We start from the raw sequence: 16,768 nt of genomic DNA, 5'->3' as shown, positions 1-16,768 counted from the left end.
TAAAACTATATAAAACGTTTGTGATTACTAAAGACTAATCAGCATTAAGCATTCAAACGTTGTTCGATCTTAGAGCGAGTTTCTTTCAACTCTTTTGGCAAACGATCGCCAAGGTGTTCGAACAATTCTGTATGAAGTTTAAGTTCATTCTTCCAGTCTTCAATTCCAACATTGATTGCTTTCATGAACTTCTCTGCTGAGTAGTCAAGCCCACCCCAGTGCATATCTGCGTACTCTGGGGTAATGCCAAACGGCGTTTCTTTGCCATTGGCCTTGCCTTCGGCTCGATTCAAAATCCAAGAGAGAACGCGCATGTTCTCGCCAAAGCCAGGCCATACAAACTTGCCATTTTCATCTTTACGGAACCAATTCACACAGTAGATCTTCGGCAATACAGCGCCTTCAGCTTCTAGCTTCTTACCAATATTTAACCAGTGTTGGAAGTAGTCGCTCATGTTGTAACCAGCAAATGCGATCATTGCAAATGGGTCACGGCGCACAACGCCAATCTGTCCTGTAATCGCTGCTGTAGTTTCTGAGCCCAGTGTTGCAGCCATGTAAACACCCTCAACCCAATCACGTGCTTCGCTAACCAAAGGCACAGTATTTGAACGGCGACCACCGAACAAGAAAGCATCAATTGGAACGCCCGCAGGATCATCCCAGTTTGGATCAACCGCTGGGTTATTGGTTGCAGCAACGGTGAAACGTGAGTTTGGATGTGCGGCTTTACGACCAGCAGCACCATCAGCAGGAGTCCAGTCTTTACCTTGCCAGTCGATCAAGTGTGCTGGTGGAGTTTCTGTTAAGCCCTCCCACCAAACATCACCATCATCAGTCAAACCAACGTTAGTGAAAATCACGTCTTGGTTCAATGAGTCGATACAGTTTTGGTTTGTTTGGCGATTAGTTCCGGGAGCTACGCCAAAGTAGCCAGATTCAGGGTTGATCGCAAATAAACGGGTTTTGCCGGTGACAGGGTCTTTGCGTGGCTTGATCCAAGCAATGTCGTCACCAATAGTAGTTACTTTCCAACCATCAAATCCTGCAGGAGGAATCATCATGGAGAAGTTGGTTTTGCCACACGCAGATGGGAACGCTGCAGCGATATGGTATTTCTTACCTTCGGGTGAAGTGACACCCAAAATCAACATATGCTCAGCGAGCCAGCCTTGGTCACGGCCCATGTTCGATGCGATACGCAAGGCAAAACATTTTTTGCCCAACAATGCATTACCGCCGTAGCCAGATCCAAAGGACCAGATCTCACGAGTTTCTGGGTAATGAACAATATATTTGTTCTTGTTGTTAGGCCATGCAACGTCTTTTTCACCGGCAGCCAAAGGCTTGCCAACTGTGTGGATGCAAGGAACGAACTCGCCGTCAGTGCCCAACTGATCAATAACCGCCTTACCCATACGAGTCATCAATTTCATATTGATAGCAACGTAAGGACTATCAGACAACTCCACGCCAATGTGTGCAATTGGTGAGCCAATTGGGCCCATTGAAAATGGCACAACATACATTGTTCTGCCACGCATGCAGCCATCAAATAATGGGTTCAATGTTGCACGCATCTCGCTAGGCTCCACCCAGTTATTGGTTGGACCAGCATCTTCTTTCTTGGCAGAGCAAATAAAGGTGCGGTCTTCAACACGCGCCACATCTTCGGGATCGGATAATGCTAAAAAGGAATTTTTACGTTTGGCAGGGTTAAGGCGCTTAAATACACCGGCCGAAACCAACAACTCGCAAAGCTCATCGTACTCAGCCTGTGAGCCATCGCACCAACGAATAGCGTCAGGCTTAGTCAGAGCGGCAACTTCGCCAACCCACTCAATTAAACGCTTGTTTTTTACGTAAGCTGGCGCATTCACATTGATTTGGCCACTGGTAGTTGAAGTCATATGTTTCCCTATGAAGATTGAATTTTTTAATCCGACAATTTTATCATTTTGGGTGAATTTTTACCCCCAGCCCCACACCGCACAAACCCTTTACTTGCCAATACAAAATTGACTGAAGATTTTGCCCAAAAGGTCATCAGGGAGCACCTTGCCGGTGATTTCGCCAAGGTGTTTTTGTGCTAAAGATAGCTCTTCTGCAAATAACTCCAGCGAATTGTTGCCATTTGCAGCAAACTGCTCAGATTTTTCAATATGTTCAGCAGCCCGCTCTATGCAGTCTAAATGTCTTCTACGAGCCAAAATTGTGCCCTCTTGAGGCCCATCCCAGCCTACAACTTCCAAAATCTTCTGTTTCAACCGATCTATTCCCACTCCAGTTTTGGCGGAAACCAGCAAGACTTGGTCGGACGGCAATTTTTGAGGGTCTGTCAGCAAATCCATCTTATTAACCACCTCAAGCACAGCGCATTTAGGGGGTAATTCCTTCAAAATCTGGGCTTTTAGCCCATCTTCTTGATTGCCCGCCTGGGCATCAATCAAAAAAATCACCATATCAGCAAGGCGAATGGCGTCCCAAGATCTCTCAATCCCCTTTGCTTCGACTATGTCGGACGTTTCTCTCAAGCCTGCGGTATCAATAATATGCATTGGCACACCATCAACGGTGATGCTTTCCTTTACTCGATCCCGGGTAGTTCCGGCAATTGGGGTAACAATAGCCACCTCTTCGCCAGCCAAACGATTTAACAGGGAGCTTTTCCCTACGTTCGGAGCCCCAGCCAAAACCAACTGGATTCCATCTCGCAGAATTTTTCCCTGTTTGGCACCGGCACGTAAAGTTTGTAACTTTTCTTTAACGGCTGCCAGGCGTTGACGCGCTTGGGCGTTTTCCAAAAACTCAATCTCCTCCTCTGGAAAATCTAGAGTCGATTCAACCAAAATTCTAAGTTGAGTAATTTCTTCGATGAGATTGTTAATGTCATCAGAAAAAGCGCCTTGCAAAGAACGCGCCGCACCGCGCACAGCCGCCTCACTTTGCGCATCAATCAAATCAGCAATTGCTTCGGCTTGGGTCAAATCGATCTTGTTATTAAGATAGGCGCGCAAAGTAAATTCGCCAGGCTCCGCGATTACAAGCCCCTCATTTTTTCCCAACTCTAGGCAGCGCTTTATTACCAGCTCAAGTAGTTGTGGCCCACCGTGACACTGAAGCTCTAAAACATCTTCACCCGTAAATGAGGCCGGTCCAGCAAAGTAAATGGCAATAAGCTGATCAATAGCATCGCCATGTTCGTCACACAACGTTAATAAGTAGGCTTGACGTGGAGAAAGTTTTTTTTGAAAGAGGGTGTTTGCGATCGGTTGCAGGTTTTGTCCACTAATGCGAACAACACCCACCCCAGCTTTACCCTGTGCGGTTGCAACAGCAATGATGGGCAATTTTCTCGTCATCATTGCTGTCTACTTATTACAAAGTTTTATGCCGCTCGCACATTACTTGGCGGGCTTTTTTCCAAACATTTGGTTAATCTGCCACTGCTGTGCAATTGATAGTAAGTTATTCACGACCCAGTACAAAACTAAACCAGCAGGGAAGAAGAAGAACATAACCGAGAAAACAATTGGCATGTACATCATGATTTTTGCCTGAACTGGGTCTGGTGGTGTTGGGTTCAACTTAGTTTGCACAAACATTGAAGCGGCCATAATTACCGGAAGGATGTAATACGGGTCTGGAACCGAAAGATCATGAATCCACAATACCCATGGCGCCCCACGCATCTCAACCGAGGACAATAAAACCCAATACAAGGAGATAAACACTGGGATTTGAATAAGCACGGGGAGACAGCCTCCCAACGGGTTAATCTTTTCCTTGCGATACATCTCCATCATGGCTTGATTGAGTTTTTGTGGCTCGCCTTTGTACTGCTCTTTCATGGCCACCAAGCGAGGTTGTACTTCCTTCATGCGCGCCATTGATTTATAGCTTGCGGCAGAAAGCGGGAAGAACACCAACTTAATTAAGATGGTCAAAAGAATAATTGACCAACCCCAGTTGCCAACATAAGAATGAATATTGTCTAGCAGCCAAAAAATTGGTTTGGCCAGAATTGTTAAGTAGCCATAGTCTTTCAGCAACTCAAATCCAGGGGCAATAGTTTCTAAAACACGCTCTTCTTGTGGACCAACAAATAACTTCGCTTTTTCCACAACAGAAGATCCCGAGGCAACCACTCCAAGGGGGGTTTGCATACCAATTCGATAGAGGCCGTTGTCAATTCTGCCGGCGTAAATATCGCGCACAACCTTGTCGCCCGGAATCCACGCGCTTGCGAAATAATGTTGGACCATTGCAATCCAGGCTGGCTCACCAGCCGCTACTTGAGTGGGGATGGTGATCTTGTTTTTATCAATTGCCGTGAACTCAAGCTTATTAAATTTTTCTTTGTCGGTGTAAGCAGCAGGTCCGGTAAAGGTACTAGCAGAAAAGGCGCCGTCGAAGGGGCCGATTTTTTGCTCTTGTGATGCATCACGCACAATCTCTGTGTATAGAACAAGTGGGTTTGGGTTGTTTGATGATTGGGTAACGCGATGCCCTACATCCACAACATAGCTGCCTGGATTAAGAATGAATGTTTTTTCCAACTTAACACCATTGCGCTCGCTAACAAAAACGGCAAACGGCCTGCCCGAACCATCTTTGCCGGATTGAGCCAGCTTAAATGTACTCGTATGGTTTGGAAGATCATTATTTCCGAGGGAAATTAATCCTGAACGTGCAAAGTATTTATGTGTTGGTGTGTATTGGAACAATTCAACCGGCTTATTTTCTGCGGTTAAAGATTTCAGTAGTTTTGCGTCAACAACGTTTGCGCCGCTTGCACTTATCTCTAGCACCAAAACGTCGTTTTGTAATGTGAATTTTTCTGCGCTCTCAATGGCGCCGCTATTAATAGTAGGGGTCGCAGCAACAGCCGGCGAACTGGAAATTTGTGCAGGAATATCAACCTTGCTGGCGGCAACCGCTTTATCGGCAGCCGCTGGGGCACTTGCTGGTACTCCACCAAATAAAGATGGCTTGCCTTCATGAACCTGCCAATTGTTGTAGAGCATAAGACCCGACATCGAGAATACAGCCCAAAGAATTGTTTTTTTAAAGTCCATTTACATTCACTTAAGTTGATGTTTTTGTATCTTTTAAAGCGGGATCATAGCCACCGTGTGACCATGGGTTGCAACGCAAGATACGCCACACCATTAATCCAAGGCTTTTCAAAAATCCATAATGACTAAAGCAGTCACAAGCATATTGCGAACAACTGGGCACGTATTTGCAGTGCATTCCTACATACGGGCTTAATGTTAGTTGGTAAATTTTTACCAACTTTATTGCCATATTGTTTAAAACGCGCACTTTAAATTAACCCTGAAATTTGAGAGCGCAGAATTTCTTTTTCTTTTTTTCTAAGTCTGCCTCGTGTTTCGCGACCAATGGGTTTTTTAAGCTTTACTACAACATCCTTTTTTAAGGTGTTGGCTTGGGCCGCCCAAACCAATTCGCGAATCATTCTCTTGAGACGATTTCGATCAACCGCTCTTTTGGCCAACTTCTTTGCTACAGCAACCCCCAAGTCAGGCTTGGCGCCCCCTTGGGTGGGTGCAGCATATACACCCCAGCACAAACTTGTCTGTGGGCGTATTTTTAGTAATTCAGAAATCCTAGCGCTATTCAATGGCTAAATTAAACAGCCAAACGCTTACGGCCTTTTGCACGACGTGCATTTAAAACCGCGCGTCCGCTTTTGGTTTTCATCCGAATGCGAAAGCCGTGAGTGCGCTTGCGACGTGTTACTGAGGGTTGGTAAGTTCTTTTCATGTTCGATCCCTGGAAAACCAAATATTTTCCTTGTTGCGGAGCAAAAGGTCAATCTATCTTGATGAATATGTAGGTGTTTTTCTTTATTTTTGGCTAAATTTCTCTTAAATCATTAATTTAAATAGAGAATTTTCCATTATTCACAAGTTATCCACAGGTTTTCCACGTTTTTGTAGCTTGTGGATAACTTTATGGGATCGCTACAATGGATCCTCCAAAAATATGAGCAACTTACATAATCCCCCCGCCTTGAATTCAATCAGCCCACTGGGATTTTGGGATGATGCTATTGGCATCTTATCTCGCGAACTGTCGCCCCAACAGTTTAAAACATGGATTCAACCCCTAACCTTATTATCTTTTATTGAAAGTGATGACTCACTAACAATAGGAGCCCCAAACCGCTTTAAGTTAGATTGGATTAAGAAAACTTTTGCCGACCGCTTTCAAGAGTTGGCGTCCCAGTATTTTGGTCGCCCTATAAATGTAGGATTTACATTGGCGACCGAGGCAAGTCCGGGGAGCAAAACAACCATTACACCCGAAGAGGCGCAACAAAAAGTGGTTGCTACAGAAGTTGTGGAGCCTGTAATTTCCATTGAAGAGGGGGGCTTTGAGATTGAGGACCACTCAAAACTAAACCCAAACCTTACATTCGAAACATTTGTGACCGGTAAAGCAAACCAATTGGCAAGGGCTGCCTCAATTCAGGTGGCCCATAATCCGGGCACCTCTTATAACCCCATGTTTTTATATGGTGGTGTCGGCCTTGGTAAAACCCATTTGATTCACGCGATCGGGAACCACCTTCTTAAAGATAAGCCCAACGCCCGAATCCGTTACATTCATGCAGAACAATATGTTTCCGACGTGGTACGAGCTTATCAACAAAAGGCTTTTGACCGATTTAAGCGCTACTACCATTCGTTAGATCTTTTATTAATTGACGATATCCAGTTCTTTAGCGGGAAATCCAGGACTCAGGAAGAGTTTTTCTATGCTTTCGAGGCCCTATTAAGCAATAAGTCGCAAGTCATTATTACTAGCGACACATACCCCAAGGAGATGGCTGGTATCGATGATCGACTTATATCCCGCTTCGATTCAGGCTTAACCGTCGCAATAGAGCCGCCAGAACTTGAAATGCGCGTTGCTATTCTGATGAAGAAAGCAATTAATGAGGGCATCCCCATGAGTGAGGATGTGGCTTTCTTTGTGGCAAAACACCTTCGCTCAAACGTTAGAGAGTTGGAGGGGGCTTTAAGGAAAATTTTGGCTTTTGTCCGCTTTCACGGCAAAGAGGTAACTATTGAGGTTGCTAGAACAGCGCTGAAAGACTTACTTTCAATTCAAAACCGACAAATTTCTGTGGAAAATATACAAAAGGCCGTTGCTGATTTCTATAGTATTAAGGTTGCTGATATGTACTCAAAGAAACGCCCAGCAAATATAGCCAGACCCCGCCAAATCGCCATGTTTATGGCTAAGGAGTTGACACAAAAGAGCCTGCCCGAAATTGGGGAGTTATTTGGTGGTAGGGATCACACAACGGTTTTACATGCGGTTCGGAAGATTGCAGATGAGCGAGCTCACGACAGTCAGTTGAACCATGAAATTCACGTTATTGAACAAACCTTGAAAGCTTAATTCTGGGTTGTGGATAAGGTTGTGGAGAACCCCGGGGATAAGTTTGGGGGTTACATGTGGATAAATTGTGGAAATCCTTCGCTTCATGCAAAAATAGGGTATTGGTAAAAAGTTATCCCCGTTTTATGCAGTGTTTATACAAAAGTTTTCCACAGGTTTTTTAGCGTTTAAGGTGTTGTTTTATAGAGAGTTTTTGACTTATCCACGTAAGTCCGGGCCCTTACTACTACTACTACTAAGATATATACAAGGATTTAAAAGCAATGCAACTCGTTAACACTTCACGCGATAACTTACTAAAACCTCTTCAGGTTGTTAGTGGAATTGTTGAACGCAGACATACATTACCAATTTTGGCAAATCTATTGTTTAAAAAGGTTGGTGAAAAAGTTTCTTTTATATCCACAGATATTGAAATACAAATTACAACTAACGCCAATTTTGGTGTTAGTTCTGAAGATGTAACAACTACTGTTGCCGCAAGAAAATTATTGGATATTTTGCGCGCCTTACCTGAGGGGCCGGTTTCCTTAAATCTTAAAGATAATAAGATGGTGGTGCAGAGTGGTAAGAGTCGCTTTTCTCTACAAACATTATCTGCAACTGAGTTTCCTGTGATGCAAAGTGTTGGCGAAGTTACTGCTGCATGGAGGATGTCTCAGAAGAGTTTCCGTCAATTAATTAGTCAAGTGCACTTTTCAATGGCACAACAAGATATTCGTTACTACTTGAATGGTATGTTGCTGGTGATTGAGGGTAAGGATGTTGTTGCTGTTGCAACAGACGGGCATCGTCTTGCGTATTCGCAAATGGAGTTAGCTGAGGCGCCATCTGGATCAGGTCAAAAACAAGAAATCATTATTCCGCGTAAAACAATTTTGGAGTGTCAGCATTTGTTGGAAGATTCTGAAGAGACTCTTGAGATTGGTTTGACCGCAAATCAAGTGAAGTTTTCTTTTGGTGATATTGAACTAATCTCAAAGTTGGTTGAAGGTAAATTCCCAGACTTCCAAAGAGTGATCCCTAAGGGACAGAAAAACTCGTTAGTGGTTGGTAGAGACGCATTGCAATCTGCTCTTCAACGTGCTGCCATTTTGACAACCGATAAATTTAAAGGTGTTCGTTTCTCTTTATCCCCTAATCGCATCACAATTCAATCAACTAATGCTGAGCAAGAAGAGGCGCAAGAAGAGATTGAAACTGAGTACGCAGGTGATGCGGTTGAGATTGGATTTAACGTAAGTTACTTACTTGATGTTTTATCAAACCTCAAGAATGACAAGATTCAAATTAGTTTGGGTGATGCGAATAGTAGCGCTGTAGTTACTCTGCCTGGCTCAGAGAGTTTTAAGTATGTTGTGATGCCAATGCGTATTTAACTTAGAAAAAAATGACTGAAGAAAAAAAAGTAGTAGAGCAGTACGGCGCTGCATCGATTCAAATCCTAGAGGGTCTTGAGGCTGTTCGTAAACGTCCTGGTATGTACATCGGAGACACTTCCGATGGAACCGGCCTGCATCATCTCGTTTTTGAGGTGTTGGATAACTCAATAGATGAAGCCTTAGCCGGGTATTGCTCTGAAATTACTGTAGTCATTCAAACTGATAACTCCATTTCTATCGTTGATAACGGACGAGGTGTTCCTACAGGTATTAAGTACGACGATAAACATGAGCCTAAGCGAAGTGCTGCTGAAATCGTTATGACCGAACTGCACGCTGGTGGTAAGTTCGATCAAAATAGCTATAAAGTTTCTGGTGGTTTACATGGTGTGGGCGTTAGTTGTGTAAACGCATTATCCAAATGGTTAAAATTAACTATTCGTCGTGATGGTAAAACGCATTACATGGAGTTTGCACGCGGCGTTATTCAAAACCGTAATGTTGTTGATGAAAGCGGTGTTTTGATTTCTCCAATCACTGTTACAGGTGATACAGAGCTTTCTGGAACAGAAGTTCACTTTTTAGCGGACGAAGAAATCTTTGGAAATATTGAATTCCATTATGAGATTTTGGTTAAGCGTATCCGCGAGCTCTCATTCCTAAATAACGGTGTTCACATCAAATTAATTGATCAGCGCACAGGCCAAGAAGAAGACTTCGCCTTCTCTGGTGGTGTTAAAGGGTTTGTTGAGTACATCAACCAAACTAAAAACGTACTTCACCCAAATATTTTTTATGCAGAAGGGGTTCGGCCTTCTGATCTCGGTGGGCAAATTACTGCTGAAGTGTCTATGCAGTGGAATGACAGTTTTAGCGAACAAGTTTTGTGTTTTACTAACAACATTCCGCAACGCGATGGCGGAACCCACCTAACTGGTTTGCGCGCAGCAATGACTCGTGTCATTAATAAATATATTGATGAAAACGAAGTTGCCAAGAAGGCAAAAGTAGAAATTTCTGGTGATGATATGCGGGAAGGTTTAGCCTGTGTTTTGTCAGTTAAAGTTCCGGAACCAAAATTCTCCAGTCAAACCAAAGACAAACTGGTTTCAAGCGAGGTTCGTGGACCGGTAGAAGAAATTGTTGCTGAAGCTTTAAGTGCATATTTGCAAGAGCGTCCAGCAGACGCAAAGATTTTGTGCGGCAAGATTGTTGATGCTGCGCGTGCTCGTGAGGCGGCGCGCAAAGCGCGAGACATGACCCGTCGCAAGGGTGCATTAGATGGTTTGGGTTTGCCTGGAAAATTGGCTGATTGCCAAGAAAAAGACCCATCAAAATCTGAATTATTTATTGTTGAGGGTGATTCTGCGGGTGGATCTGCTAAACAGGGGCGCGATCGTCGCTTCCAAGCAATTCTGCCTCTAAAAGGCAAAATCCTCAACGTTGAAAAAGCTCGGTTTGACAAAATGCTTGCAAGCCAAGAAGTGGTTACCTTAATTACCGTTCTTGGCACAGGTATTGGCATTGAAGAATACAAAGCTGACAAACTTCGCTATCACCGCATCATCATCATGACCGACGCGGACGTTGATGGAAGCCATATTCGCACGCTTTTATTAACCTTCTTCTATAGACAGATGCCTGAGTTAATTGAGCGCGGCCACATCTATATTGCTCAACCACCACTTTACAAAGTGAAGTTTGGTAAGAGTGAGCAATACATTAAAGATGACAACGAGCTAAATCAACTGTTATTGAAGATAGCTCTTGAAACAGCTTCTCTTCAAACACCTTCGGGCGAGGTTATTGAAGGCGACGCATTAAATGAGTTGGCAAAACACTATCAATTGATTCAATCGATTGTTGATCGACTTTCACGCACTATCGACGAAGATGCTCTGCGCGCCATTGCTTCTGGTACCTCATTAAATTTAGATACTGAAAAAGCAGCAAATGAGTCTGCTGATCGCTTACGTCAAGCGCTTGCGGATTCTTTAAACCCGCTAGCTGTAGCACCAGAAATTATTGTGCAAAAAGAAGACCGCACAGAGCGATTCCGCTTGCTGTTGTCTCGCCGCATTCATGGAAATCTCAAATTATCAGCCATTAACTCTGACTTTGTGCATGGCGACGATTATCAAAGCTTGGCAAATGCAGCTTCCGTTTTGTCTGGCAAGGTTGTTTCGGGATCTAAAGTTCGTCGTGGCGACCCAGACAAAAACCAAAAAGAGCAAACCGTCGGAGACTTTAGAGCTGCTTTCGCTTGGTTGCTATCTGAAGCAGAGCGCGTACTAAGTCGTCAACGTTATAAAGGTCTTGGTGAGATGAATCCATCACAGTTGTGGGAAACCACAATGGATGCAAGTTCAAGAACACTTTTACAGGTAAAGATCGAAGATGCGATTGCTGCAGATCAGGTCTTTACAACCCTAATGGGTGATGAGGTCGAACCTCGTAGAGTGTTTATTGAAAAGAACGCCCTGATTGCTCGTAACTTAGACGTATAAAAATGGCTAACAAAAAATTAAAACCACCCAAGGTGGACAGATCTTCTATTGTTGTTAAGTCCTCACCAATTCACGGCAAAGGCGTTTTTGTTGTAAAGCCAATTAAAAAAGGTCAGGCAATCATCGAATACAAGGGCGAACGCATAAGTTGGAAATTGGCCGAAAAACGCCATCCACATGATCCCAGGGATCCTAACCACACCTTTTACTTTTCGCTAGAGGATGGTCGTGTTATCGATGCGAAGTATGGTGGCAATGCTGCCCGCTGGATCAATCATTCATGCAAGCCTAGTTGCGAAACCCGTGAAGATACTTTTGACGGCGAGCCAAGGGTGTTTGTTTATGCAAAGCGCGCCCTCAAGGTTGGTGAAGAGTTGTTTTATGACTACTCACTAGATATCGAGGGGAAAATTACCAAACAAATGAAAAAAGATTACGAGTGCCGGTGTGGTGCGAAAAAGTGTCGCGGCACTATGTTGGCAACAAAAGATAAGTAAAAATTTTATGTTGTTTGTAACAATTCAAGAGTTGGAGGCAGCAATTAATTATTGGCGCAGCCAATCTCCATCAGAGGGCGATGAGTTGCGCCTTTGCCCTGAGGCCTCAGCACTAGCCAAGCCGTATGCATTAATGATTGTGCAGGGTGCCCAACGAGTCCCGGTGGATGTTCTTGATGACTTGGCCTGTTCTGCAATTCAACAATTTCAAAAAACAGCTTAAACATTTTTTGTCTATCTTCCCCGAGTTGTTTAGGGTTATTGCTATACATAGCAAAGCTATCTTGGAGTATTCTCATATCCTTGCTCCCAAGTAGGGGGTAGAGGGTATGAGATTGCAAGAAACAATATTAAAAACAATTGGACTGGGAAAATCCTTTAAGGGCTTTTCTGCAGTCACCGATGTGAACTTGGAAGTTACCCGGGGAACCATTCACGCTTTAATTGGTCCGAACGGCGCTGGTAAAACCACCTGCTTTAACTTGCTTACTAAATTTTTAGAGCCTAGTAGCGGTCAAATCTTATTTAATGGTTTTGATATTACCAATGAGGCTCCAGCACAAATTGCGCGGCGCGGCGTTATTCGATCTTTTCAAATTTCAGCGGTTTTCCCTCACCTAACGGTTATCGAGAATGTTCGTGTTGCACTGCAGCGAGGATTGGGAACCGAGTTTCATTTTTGGAAGTCCGGCAACTCTTTAAATGTCTTAAACGGGCGTGCCCTAGAGCTTCTTCATGAGGTTGGGCTAGAAGAATTCGCGCACGAAGAAACCTTAAATTTGGCTTATGGTCGCAAGAGGGCGCTTGAAATTGCAACCACGTTGGCTATGGAGCCAGAGCTAATGCTCTTGGATGAGCCAACCCAGGGCATGGGTCACGAAGACGTAGAGCGTGTAACAGAATTAATTGATCGTGTTGCCAAAGGGCGGACGATTCTCATGGTTGAGCACAACATGAAGGTTGTATCTTCTATTGCAGATCGAATCACCGTGTTGCAACGGGGTTCAGTTTTGGCTGAAGGGTCTTATCATGAGGTTTCTAACAACCCATTGGTTGTTGAGGCCTATATGGGAAGCCATGGGGGAGACAACCTATGAGCACCATGGCGTTGGAGGTTAAAAACCTAGAGTCTTGGTATGGCGAGTCACATATTTTGCACGGTGTAAATTTTGCTGTTCGAGATGGAGAGGTTGTCACCCTGCTTGGAAGAAACGGCGCCGGAAGAAGCACCATTCTGAAAACGATTCTTGGCTTAACCAGCAAAAGAACTGGATCTGTAGAGGTTTATGGCGAACAAACGATTGCAATGCCTACTTACAAGATTGCGCGCTTAGGTGTTGGATATTGTCCGGAAGAAAGAGGGATTTTTGCAAGCTTAAGCACCGAAGAGAATTTGTTGCTTTTGCCGGACATTGCTCCTGGTGGTATGGGTTTGGATGAGATTTATGAAATGTTCCCCAATCTATACGAAAGAAGAAACAGCCCCGGCACCCGCCTTTCTGGTGGTGAGCAACAAATGTTGGCAATGGCGCGAATTTTAAGAACGGGCGCCAAGCTTCTGTTGCTTGATGAAATTACCGAAGGTTTGGCCCCAGTCATTGTGCAAAAGCTTGGCGAGGTTGTAACTAGCCTCCGCAGTAAAGGGTTCACCATTGTGTTGGTTGAGCAGAATTTCCGTTTTGCGGCACCTTTGGCTGATCGCCACTATGTTGTTGAACATGGAAATGTGGTTGAGGTTGTAAATCAGAATGAGCTTGCTGAAAAAGCGGCTTTATTAAATGAGTATCTTGGTGTTTAGTGGATTTCTATAGGAGATGGCAATGAAGTTAAAGCAAATAACCGCGTGTCTGGTTGCGGCGACCATGTTTGGTTCAAACCCAGTGTTTGCGCAAAGCGCACCGAAGGTTAGTGGCGATGTTATTAAGATTGGTGTGTTGACCGATCTTTCCTCAACCTATTCTGACTTGGCTGGTCCAGGCGCTGTAATTGCTGCAAAGATGGCGATTGCGGATTTTTCTAAAGATGGAACTGTAATTGGCAAGAAGATCGAGTTAGTTAGTGCTGATCACCAGAACAAGGCTGATATTGCTGCAAACAAGGCTCGTGAGTGGTACGACAAAGATGGTGTAGACGTCATTGTTGAATTGGTTTCAACTAACGTTGCTTTGGCTGTAATGGAAGTTGCTGAACAAAAGAATAAGATTACTTTGGTTTCTGGCGCAGCTTCTTTGCCAATCACCAATGAGAAGTGTACTGCCAATAACGTTCATTGGACCTATGACACCTATGCGCTTTCAAATGGCACAGCTAAGGCTGTTGTAAAGCAAGGTAAAAAGAATTGGTACTTCCTTACTGCTGACTACGCTTTCGGCGCAGCTTTAGAGAAAGATTCAACCAATGTTGTTAATGCTAATGGTGGGAAGGTATTAGGAACCAGTAAGCATCCTTTCCCTAATAGTGACTTTTCATCCTATCTCCTGAAGGCGCAAGCTAGCGGGGCCGATGTTGTTGCTTTGGCAAACGCCGGCCAAGACACCATTAATAGCGTCAAGCAAGCTTCAGAGTTTGGTATTAACAAAAAGCAAACTGTTGTTCCTTTGTTGATGTTTATTACTGACGTTCACTCTTTGGGTTTGAATGCTGCTCAAGGCATGTACCTTACAGAGGGTTTCTATTGGGATAAAGACGACAAGACTCGTGCTTTTGCAAAACGCTTCATCTTGCAACATAAGCGCATGCCTTCTAGCGTTCAGGCAGGCGTTTATTCATCCGTTCTGGCTTACTTAAATGCCGTACAAAAAGCTGGCACTGATGACACTCAGGCTGTTATGAAGGCCTTGAAGTCTACTAATATTGACGATGGTCTTTTCAAAGGCAAGATTCGTGCTGACGGCAAGTTTGAGCATGACATGTATTTGCTCGAAGTGAAGAAGCCGGCAGACTCTAAGAGCCCATGGGACTATTACAACGTCAAGGCGGTGATTCCTGCTGCCGAAGCGACTCAACCACTTTCATTGTCAAGATGCAAGCTGGTTACTAACAAGTAATTGATCTCTATTAAGTATGTTTGAACTTCTTGGAATTACCCCTCAAGGGCTGGTAGCCCAGCTCTTGGTGGGGCTTATTAATGGCTCTTTCTATGCCATATTGAGTTTGGGATTGGCCATCATCTTTGGCCTTCTCAACATCATTAATTTTGCGCATGGTGCTCAGTACACCATGGGTGCATTTATTGCTTGGATTGGTTTAACTCAAATCAGCCAATGGCTTGGCTTTCCTGAACTATCAATCAATTATTGGTTTGCTTTAATTATTGTCCCGTTGGTTTTGGCGGGTTTCGGTTTAATTCTTGAGCGCACGATGCTGCGCCGTCTGTATCACTTAGACCATTTATACGGTCTTCTGCTGACCTTTGGTTTGGCGCTCATTATTGAGGGCATGTTCCGTCATTGGTACGGAATCTCTGGTGAGAGCTATCCAGCCCCAGAGATGTTGCAGGGCGCCATTCCACTGGAGTCTCTTGGTATTATTTTGCCGAAGTATCGTGTGTGGGTGGTGATTATTTCTTTGGTGGTTTGTTTCTCTACCTGGTACGTGATTGAAAGAACAAAGTTGGGCGCCTATTTGCGTGCTGGAACCGAAAATCCTAAATTACTACAGGCTTTCGGTATTAATGTCCCCCTAATGATTTCGTTGGCTTACGCCTATGGCGTTGGCTTGGCTGGTTTTGCTGGTGTTTTAGCTGCTCCTATTTTTCAAGTAAATCCATTAATGGGCTCCAATCTCATCATCGTTGTTTTTGCGGTGGTGGTCATTGGCGGCATGGGCTCCATTATGGGCGCCATTTTGACTGGTTTAGGTTTGGGCTTGATTGAGGGTCTTACTAAAGTCTTTTACCCAGAAGCTTCTGGCGTTGTGATTTTTGTGATCATGGCAATTGTTTTGTTGGTTCGTCCTGCTGGACTGTTTGGGCGGGAGAAATAAGCATGAACCCAAAAACAAAATTACTTTACGGAATTTTGGTCCTTATTGGACTGTTATTGCCGTTCCAAGATTTTATTTATCTTGTGTTTGCGATGAAGGTTTTGTGTTTCGCATTGTTTGCATGCGCATTTAATTTGCTTCTGGGTTTTACAGGCCTGCTATCTTTTGGTCATGCAGCATTCTTTGGAACGGCCGCCTACATCACTGCTTACTTTTGTAAGGAGGCCGGCCTTTCCCCTGAGCTGGGTATTATTTTGGGAGTTGCTGGCTCCGGAGTTCTAGGTTTCTTAATCGGCTCCTTGGCGATTCGCAGGCAAGGCATTTACTTTGCGATGGTGACCTTGGCGCTTTCGCAAATGATTTACTTTTTAGCCGTTCAACTGCCTTTTACTGGTGGTGAGGATGGTATTCAAGGCGTACCTCGTGGAATATTATTTGGCTTTATTGACCTAAAAAATGATGTGGCGATGTATTACTTTGTGTTGGCCGTTTTCTTATTTGGCTTCGCTTTGATCATGCGTGCGGTTCACTCCCCGTTTGGCCAGGTGCTCAAAGCTATTCGCGAGAATGAGCCGCGGGCAATTTCTTTGGGTTATGACGTCGATCGATTTAAATTAATGTCGTTTGTTATTTCTGCGGCATTAGCTGGTCTTGCTGGATCGATGAAGTCTTTGGTGTTTCAGTTGGCAACGCTCACTGACGTTCATTGGCATATGTCGGGTGAAGTTGTATTGATGACTTTGCTTGGAGGAATGGGCACCATTCTTGGTCCGGTGGTTGGCGCAGGAATTGTTGTGGGTTTACAAAACTATCTGGCTAATATTGGCTCTTGGAGCACAATTGCCACCGGATTTATTTTTGTAATTTGCGTTCTAGCCTTCCGTCGCGGTGTTGTTGGTGAAATCGCTGCGCACTTCAAAAACAAAAACTAATTTTTGTTTTTTCCTTTTATTATTTGGTT

General features: G+C 44.2%; 16 protein-coding genes. 10 read left to right on the top strand and 6 right to left on the bottom strand.

Translation table 11 applies throughout. From position 1 onward, the window contains the following. Positions 1–44: 44 nt before the first annotated feature. From ICE93_RS01975 to rpmH, 6 genes are all read right to left on the bottom strand, one after another. Complete coding sequence (locus ICE93_RS01975; RefSeq protein ID WP_216184990.1) at positions 45–1,910, bottom strand: phosphoenolpyruvate carboxykinase (GTP); 1,866 nt, start codon at positions 1,908–1,910, stop codon at positions 45–47. Between the two features lie 90 nt (positions 1,911–2,000). Next, the gene (mnmE, locus tag ICE93_RS01970) at positions 2,001–3,362 is read right to left on the bottom strand and encodes a tRNA uridine-5-carboxymethylaminomethyl(34) synthesis GTPase MnmE (protein ID WP_216188209.1); all 1,362 of its coding nucleotides are present in this window, start codon (positions 3,360–3,362) and stop codon (positions 2,001–2,003) included. A gap of 42 nt (positions 3,363–3,404) precedes the next feature. Then, positions 3,405–5,078 (bottom strand): membrane protein insertase YidC, encoded by a 1,674-nt coding sequence (gene yidC / locus ICE93_RS01965; RefSeq protein WP_216184988.1) that lies wholly within the window; start codon positions 5,076–5,078, stop codon positions 3,405–3,407. A 10-nt stretch (positions 5,079–5,088) separates the two neighbouring features. Further along, the gene (yidD, locus tag ICE93_RS01960; protein WP_216861292.1) at positions 5,089–5,310 is read right to left on the bottom strand and encodes a membrane protein insertion efficiency factor YidD; all 222 of its coding nucleotides are present in this window, start codon (positions 5,308–5,310) and stop codon (positions 5,089–5,091) included. Positions 5,311–5,329: 19 nt separating this feature from the next. Then, complete coding sequence (rnpA, locus tag ICE93_RS01955; protein ID WP_255554442.1) at positions 5,330–5,647, bottom strand: ribonuclease P protein component; 318 nt, start codon at positions 5,645–5,647, stop codon at positions 5,330–5,332. An 8-nt stretch (positions 5,648–5,655) separates the two neighbouring features. Continuing rightward, positions 5,656–5,790: a 50S ribosomal protein L34 gene (rpmH, locus tag ICE93_RS01950; protein ID WP_011903922.1), complete on the bottom strand. Its 135-nt coding sequence runs from the start codon at positions 5,788–5,790 to the stop codon at positions 5,656–5,658. Between the two features lie 222 nt (positions 5,791–6,012). Here rpmH and dnaA point away from each other — a divergent pair, with 222 nt between their 5' ends. The 10 genes from dnaA (at position 6,013) to ICE93_RS01900 (ending at position 16,739) form a co-directional block, all read left to right on the top strand. Next, entirely contained in the window at positions 6,013–7,437 is a 1,425-nt protein-coding gene (gene dnaA / locus ICE93_RS01945) for a chromosomal replication initiator protein DnaA (RefSeq protein ID WP_255554441.1), read from the top strand. A gap of 263 nt (positions 7,438–7,700) precedes the next feature. Continuing rightward, complete coding sequence (gene dnaN, locus ICE93_RS01940; protein ID WP_216184982.1) at positions 7,701–8,816, top strand: DNA polymerase III subunit beta; 1,116 nt, start codon at positions 7,701–7,703, stop codon at positions 8,814–8,816. 11 nt (positions 8,817–8,827) lie between these two features. Next, positions 8,828–11,326, top strand: coding sequence for a DNA topoisomerase (ATP-hydrolyzing) subunit B (gene gyrB, locus ICE93_RS01935; protein WP_216184978.1), 2,499 nt, complete (start codon positions 8,828–8,830; stop codon positions 11,324–11,326). Between the two features lie 2 nt (positions 11,327–11,328). Next, on the top strand, positions 11,329–11,823 hold the full coding sequence (locus ICE93_RS01930; RefSeq protein ID WP_216184975.1) for an SET domain-containing protein: 495 nt from the start codon (positions 11,329–11,331) through the stop codon (positions 11,821–11,823). A gap of 7 nt (positions 11,824–11,830) precedes the next feature. Further along, positions 11,831–12,046 carry a DUF3717 domain-containing protein gene (locus ICE93_RS01925; protein WP_216184972.1) on the top strand — a complete coding sequence of 72 codons (216 nt, stop codon included), beginning with the start codon at positions 11,831–11,833 and terminating at the stop codon, positions 12,044–12,046. Between the two features lie 106 nt (positions 12,047–12,152). Then, positions 12,153–12,920: an ABC transporter ATP-binding protein gene (locus ICE93_RS01920; RefSeq protein ID WP_216184968.1), complete on the top strand. Its 768-nt coding sequence runs from the start codon at positions 12,153–12,155 to the stop codon at positions 12,918–12,920. Next, positions 12,917–13,621, top strand: coding sequence for an ABC transporter ATP-binding protein (locus ICE93_RS01915; RefSeq protein ID WP_216184965.1), 705 nt, complete (start codon positions 12,917–12,919; stop codon positions 13,619–13,621). The genes ICE93_RS01920 and ICE93_RS01915 overlap by 4 nt, the downstream gene beginning before the upstream one ends. Positions 13,622–13,643: 22 nt before the next feature. Then, a complete protein-coding gene (locus tag ICE93_RS01910; protein ID WP_216184962.1) occupies positions 13,644–14,870 on the top strand; it encodes an ABC transporter substrate-binding protein in 1,227 nt (408 codons plus the stop codon). Positions 14,871–14,886: 16 nt separating this feature from the next. Next, positions 14,887–15,807, top strand: coding sequence for a branched-chain amino acid ABC transporter permease (locus tag ICE93_RS01905; RefSeq protein WP_216184960.1), 921 nt, complete (start codon positions 14,887–14,889; stop codon positions 15,805–15,807). Between the two features lie 2 nt (positions 15,808–15,809). After that, positions 15,810–16,739 (top strand): branched-chain amino acid ABC transporter permease, encoded by a 930-nt coding sequence (locus ICE93_RS01900; RefSeq protein ID WP_216184957.1) that lies wholly within the window; start codon positions 15,810–15,812, stop codon positions 16,737–16,739. Positions 16,740–16,768: the final 29 nt, after the last annotated feature.

It is taken from the genome of Polynucleobacter sp. MWH-HuK1 (genome assembly GCF_018881815.1).
Lineage (GTDB): Bacteria > Pseudomonadota > Gammaproteobacteria > Burkholderiales > Burkholderiaceae > Polynucleobacter.
This window is presented reverse-complemented; position numbering and strand designations above follow the sequence as displayed.